The following is a 6,534-nucleotide window of genomic DNA, read 5'->3' as shown; positions in this document are numbered from 1 at the left end:
GGTCGTATCGAGACCGACCACGCCCGGCACCCGGTCTCGATACGTCGGTCGCAAGCGACCTCCTACTCGACCACCACAACACTCCATCCGTGCTCGAGTAGCCGCGAGCTCCCCCGCCATCGGTGGTCGAGTAGCCGCGAGCTCTGCGAGCGGGGCGTATCGAGACCACGTCATTGACTCACGTGGTCTCGATACGCTCCCTCGTTCCTCAATCGCTACTCGACCAGCGAAAAGCACCACCGGCGGTCGTATCGAGACCGACCACGCCCGGCACCCGGTCTCGATACGTCAGTCGCAAAGCGACCTCCTACTCGACCACCACAACACGCCATCCGTGCTCGAGCAGCCGCGAGCTCCCCCGCCATCGGTGGTCGAGCAGCAGCGAGCCCTGCGAGCGGCGACCAGCTACAGCGAGGCGGGGCTCAGACCGCCATGGGGCGGTCGGTCGGCTTGACCGGCCGCGGAAGCGTCGACGATCCGGTGAGATAGGCATCCACACCGGAGGCCGCCGCGCGACCTTCCGCGATCGCCCAGACGATGAGCGACTGGCCGCGGCCGCAGTCACCGGCCACGAACACGCCCTCGACGCTCGACATGTAGTCCGCGTCGCGGACGACATTGCCGCGCTGGTCCAACTCCAGTCCGAGTTGCTCGACGAGGCCCTCGCGCTGCGGCCCGGTGAAGCCCATGGCGAAGAGCACGAGCTGCGCCGGAAGGACCCGCTCGGTGCCCGGCACCTCCTCGAACTTCCCGTCGCGCATCTCGACCTCGCTGATCCGAAGACCGGACACCTGTCCGTCCTCGCCGAGGAACTCCTTCGTCGAGACGGCGTACAGCCGCTCGCCGCCCTCCTCGTGCGCGGACGCGATCCGGTAGATCATCGGGTAGGTCGGCCAGGGCTGGTTCTCTGGGCGGTCCACGCCGGGTTGGGGCATGATCTCCAGGCTGGTCACTGACTTCGCACCCTGGCGGATCGCCGTGCCGAGGCAGTCGGCTCCGGTGTCACCGCCGCCGATGATGACGACGTCCTTGCCCGTGGCCACGATCTGGTCCGGGACCTCCTCGCCGACCGCGACGCGGTTGGCCTGCGGCAGGTACTCCATCGCCTGGTGGATGCCGCCGAGTTCCCGACCGGGAATCGGAAGGTCGCGGCGGACCGTGGCGCCGATCGCGAGCACGACCGCGTCGTAGCGCTCCTTGAGCTGCGGGCCGGTCAGGGTCTCCCCCACCTGGACGCCGGTGCGGAAGACGGTGCCCTCGCGCTGCATTTGCTGGATGCGGCGGTCGACCTGCACCTTCTCCATCTTGAACTCCGGGATGCCATAGCGCAGGAGTCCACCCGGCTTGTCGTCACGCTCGTACACCGCGACCGTGTGACCGGCGCGCGTCAACTGCTGCGCGACGGCGAGGCCGGCCGGCCCCGACCCGACGACGGCCACCGTCTTGCCGGTCAGCCACTCCGGCGGCTGCGGCTTGACGTTGTCGTCCTCCCAGGCCTTGTCGATGATCGAGACCTCGACGTTCTTGATGGTCACCGCATCGCGGTTGATACCGACGACGCAGGACGTCTCGCACGGCGCCGGGCACAGCCGCCCGGTGAACTCTGGGAAGTTGTTGGTCGCGTGGAGACGCTCGATCGCATCGTCCCAGTCTTCGCGCCATACGAGGTCGTTCCACTCCGGGATGAGGTTGCCCAATGGGCAGCCCTGGTGGCAGAACGGGATGCCGCAGTCCATGCAGCGTCCCGCCTGCTCGGTGATGATCGGCAGGAGGGCGCGCCCCGGACCGCCGGGGTACACCTCCTTCCAGTCGTTGACCCGCTCCTCGACCGGGCGACGCTCGGCCACTTGGCGCGGGGTGGTCATGAAGCCACGGGGATCAGCCACGTGCGGCCACCTCCATCATGCGTGCGGTCGTCTGTTCTTCGGTGAGGCCTTCGGCCTCGGCGGCGTCGCGGGCCTCCAACACCATGCGGTAGTTGACCGGCATGATCTCGCGGAAGCGCGGCAGTGCGGCGTCCCAGTCGCGCAGCAGCGCCTCGGCGACGGTCGAACCGGTCTCCTCGGCGTGGCGCTGCACGATGGAGCGCAACCACTGGCCCGCCTCCTCGGGCACGGCACGCACCTCGACCATCTCGGGGTTGACGAGATCCTCGTCCAGGTCCAGGACGTACGCCTGCCCGCCGCTCATGCCGGCAGCGACGTTGCGACCCGTCGGGCCGAGGATGACCGCGCGCCCACCGGTCATGTACTCGAGCGCGTGGTCACCCACGCCCTCGACGACGGCGGTCGCACCGGAGTTGCGCACACAGAACCGCTCGCCCACCTGGCCGCGGAGGAAGATCTCACCGGAGGTGGCGCCGAAGCCGATGACGTTACCCGCGACGATCTGCTCCTCGGCCACGTACTGGGCCTCGCGCGGCGGACGCACGATGATGCGGCCGCCGGACAGCCCCTTGCCGACGTAGTCGTTGCCGTCGCCCTCCAGTCGCAGTGTGATGCCGCGCGGCACGAAGGCACCGAACGACTGGCCGGCCGACCCGAGGAACGTCAGGTCGATGGTGTTCTCCGGCAGGCCTTCACCGCGATAACGCTTCGTGACCTCGTGACCGAGCATGGTGCCCACGGTGCGGTGGACGTTACGGATCTCGACCTGCGCGCGCACCGGCTCCCCACGCTCGAGCGCGTCGGCGCTGAGCGCGATGAGGTCACGGTCGAGCGCCTTGTCCAGCGCGTGGTCCTGCGACGTCGTGCAGCGCAGCGCAGCTCCCTCGGGCAGCTCCGGGCGGAAGAAGATCGGCGACAGGTCCAGGTTGCTGGCCTTCCAATGGTCGACCGCCGGCGAGACGTCGAGCGCCTCGACGTGGCCGACGGCCTCGTCGATCGAACGGAAACCGAGCGCGGCCAGGTGCTCCCGCACCTCCTGGGCGATGAACTCGAAGAAGTTCACGACGTACTCGGCCTTGCCCGAGTACTTCTCGCGCAGCGACTGGTTCTGCGTCGCGACGCCGACCGGGCAGGTGTCGAGGTGGCAGACCCGCATCATGATGCAGCCGCTCACGACGAGGGGCGCGGTCGCGAAGCCGAACTCCTCAGCGCCGAGCAGCGCGGCGATCACGACGTCGCGCCCGGTCTTCAACTGCCCGTCGCACTGCACGACGATCCGGTCGCGCAAGCCGTTGAGCAGCAAGGTCTGCTGGGTTTCGGCCAGGCCGAGCTCCCACGGACCACCCGCGTGCTTGAGCGACGTGAGCGGCGAGGCACCCGTACCGCCATCGTGACCGGAGATCAGCACGACGTCGGCCTTGGCCTTCGACACGCCGGCGGCCACGGTGCCGACGCCGACCTCGGAGACGAGCTTGACGTGCACGCGCGCCGAGGGGTTGGCGTTCTTCAGATCGTGGATCAGCTGTTTGAGGTCCTCGATCGAGTAGATGTCGTGGTGCGGCGGCGGGCTGATGAGGCCCACGCCCGGCGTGGAGTGCCGCGTCTTGGCCACCCACGGGTACACCTTCGGTCCGGGCAGCTGACCGCCCTCGCCGGGCTTCGCACCCTGGGCCATCTTGATCTGGATGTCGTCCGCGTTCGACAGATACTCGCTCGTGACGCCGAAACGGCCTGAGGCGACCTGCTTGATCGCCGAGCGGCGCTCCGGGTCGTACAAACGCTCGGGGTCCTCGCCGCCCTCGCCGGTGTTGGACTTGCCGCCGAGACGGTTCATCGCGATGGCGAGCGTCTCGTGCGCTTCCTGGCTGATGGAGCCGTACGACATCGCACCGGTCGAGAAGCGCTTGACGATCTCACTGACCGGCTCGACCTCGTCGATCGGGATCGGCTGACGCTCGCCGTCCTTGAAGCGGAAGAGGCCGCGCAAGGTCATGAGCCGTTCGCTCTGCTCGTCGACCCGCTGCGTGTACTTCTTGAAGATGTCGTAACGGCCCGTACGGGTGGAGTGCTGCAGGCGGAACACGGTCTCGGGATCGAAGAGGTGCTCGGGCCCCTGGCGGCGCCACTGATACTCACCGCCGACCTCGAGCTGGCGGCTGGAACCGACGATGCCCTTGGTCGGGTAGGCCTTGAGGTGGCGCGCCCGGACCTCCTCGGCGAGAACGTCGAGGCCCACGCCGCCGAGCTTGCTGGCCGTGCCCGTGAAGTAGCGGTCGACGACCTCATGCGACAGGCCCACGACCTCGAAGATCTGCGCGCCCGTGTACGACGCCACCGTCGACACGCCCATCTTGCTCATCACCTTGAGGACGCCCTTGCCGAGGCCGTACGCGATGTTGCGCGCCGCCTGCTGAGGCTCGATGCCGTCGACGTACACGCCCTCGCGAGCGAGGTCTTCGGCCGTCTCGAGGGCGAGGTACGGGTTGACCGCGGTGGCGCCGTAGCCGATCAGCAGCGCGACATGGTGCACCTCGCGCACGTCGCCAGCCTCGACCAGCAGACCGGCCTGCGTGCGCAGCTTCTCGCGCACGAGGTGGTGGTGCACGGCACCGGTCAGCAGCAGCGACGGGATGGGGGCCAGATCGGCGTTGCTGTGCCGGTCCGAGAGCACGATGATGCGCGCGCCGTTGTTCACGATCGCGTCGGAGACATCCGCGCAGATCTCGTCGATCTTGGCGCGCAGCGCATCTCCCCCGCCGTGCACGTCATACAGGCCCCGAACGACGTGCACGGAGAATCCGGGCATGTCGCCGTCGCGGTTCATGTGCCGGATCTTGGCAAGCTCGTCGTTGTCGATGACGGGGAACGGCAGCTGCAGCATGCGGCAGCTGGCCGGGCTCGGCGCGAGGAGGTTCCGCTCCGGGCCGATCGTGCCGGCGAGCGAGGTGACGACCTCCTCGCGGATGGCATCGAGCGGCGGGTTGGTGACCTGCGCGAACAGCTGGGAGAAGTAATCGAACAGCTGGCGCGGCCGGTCCGACAGCGCGGCGATGGGCGTGTCGGTTCCCATCGAGCCGATCGCCTCGGCGCCGGTGCGGGCGATGGGCGCCAGCAGCCGGCGCACCTCCTCCTCCGTGTAACCGAACACCTGCTGGCGGCGCGTGACCGACGCGTGGGTGTGCACGATGTGCTCGAGATCGGGGAGATCCTCGAAGCGCACCAGGCCGGAGTACAGCCACTCCTCGTAGGGATGCTCCTGGGCGAGCTGGCCCTTGATCTCCTCGTCCTCGATGATGCGGTGCTCGTCGAGGTCGAGCAGGAACATCTTGCCCGGCTCGAGGCGGCCCTTACGGACGATCGTCTTGGGGTCGATGTCGAGGACGCCGGCCTCGGACGCGAGCACGACGAGCCCGTCCTCGGTCACCCAGTACCGCCCGGGGCGCAGACCGTTGCGGTCCAGCAGGGCGCCAATCTGGGTGCCGTCGGTGAAGCAGATGCAGGCGGGACCGTCCCACGGCTCCATGACCGTGGAGTGAAACTCGTAGAACGCCCGGCGCGCCGGGTCCATCTCGGCGTCGTTCTCCCACGCCTCGGGGACCATCATCATCACGGCGTGCGGGAGCGAACGGCCGCCGAGGTGCAGGAGTTCGAGCACCTCGTCGAAGGACGCGGTGTCGGACCCGTCGGGGCTGCAGATCGGGAACAGCCGGGTGAGGTCGCCGGGGATGAGGTCGCTCTCCAGCAGCGCCTCGCGCGCCCGCATCCAGTTGCGGTTGCCGCGGGCCGTGTTGATCTCGCCGTTGTGCGCGATGTAGCGGAACGGGTGGGCCAGCGGCCAGCTCGGGAAGGTGTTGGTGGAGAACCGGCTGTGCACGATCGCGAGCGCCGACTCCATCCGCTCGTCGAGCAGGTCGGGGAAGAACTCCTCGAGCTGATCGGTCGTGAGCATGCCCTTGTAGACGAGCGTGCGGCTCGACAGCGACGGGAAGTACACGCCCGCCTCATGATGCGACCGCTTGTTGAGCGCGTACGTCAGCCGGTCGAGCTCGACGCCGGAGCGGGCGCCGTCCTTGGTCGTGACGAAGCACAGTTCGAACGCCGGCATGGCCGAGTGGGCCATCGTGCCGAGGATGTCCGGCTGGGTCGGCACCTCGCGCCAGCCGAGCACGACGAGTCCTTCCTCGTCGGCGATGCGCTCGACCGCGGCCTTGGCCCCGTCGACATCGCCCACCGGCAGGAACGCCATGCCGGCGGCGTAGGTGCCCAGCGCGGGCAGGTCGGGACCGACGGCGCGCAGGAAGCGGTCCGGGGTCTGGATCAGGATGCCCGCGCCGTCGCCGGTCGTGGGCTCGCCGCCCACGGCGCCGCGGTGGTCGAGGTTGCGCAGCGCGGTGAGCCCCTGCGCGACGATCGAATGACTCGCCTCGCCGGTCAGGGTCGCGACGAACGCGACGCCACAGGCGTCGTGCTCGAATTGCGGGTCGTAGAGACCTTGCGCTGCGGGGAGCGATGAGAAGCCACGGGTCACAGGAACCGTCCTCACGTCGTCAGGAGATGCAGGGAGATGCGCTGTGCTCGGTGCTGGGCACCGGGGACGACGTTGGCCACGGACAGCAGACACAGTCTACAGCAGGTCCGACGACCGGCC

Annotated in this window: 2 protein-coding genes; both read right to left on the bottom strand. The window is 68.7% G+C overall.

All coding sequences use genetic code 11. The annotated features are described in order from the left end of the window. Positions 1–422 precede the first annotated feature (422 nt). Complete coding sequence (locus D9V41_RS04605) at positions 423–1,886, bottom strand: glutamate synthase subunit beta (protein WP_121793347.1); 1,464 nt, start codon at positions 1,884–1,886, stop codon at positions 423–425. Continuing rightward, positions 1,879–6,429: a glutamate synthase large subunit gene (gene gltB, locus D9V41_RS04600; RefSeq protein ID WP_166375914.1), complete on the bottom strand. Its 4,551-nt coding sequence runs from the start codon at positions 6,427–6,429 to the stop codon at positions 1,879–1,881. The genes D9V41_RS04605 and gltB overlap by 8 nt, the downstream gene beginning before the upstream one ends. Positions 6,430–6,534: the final 105 nt, after the last annotated feature.

The organism is Aeromicrobium phragmitis (assembly GCF_003674095.1).
Lineage (GTDB): Bacteria > Actinomycetota > Actinomycetes > Propionibacteriales > Nocardioidaceae > Aeromicrobium > Aeromicrobium phragmitis.
Note: the sequence above shows the minus strand (reverse complement) of the source record. Positions and strands in the feature narration are given on the sequence as shown.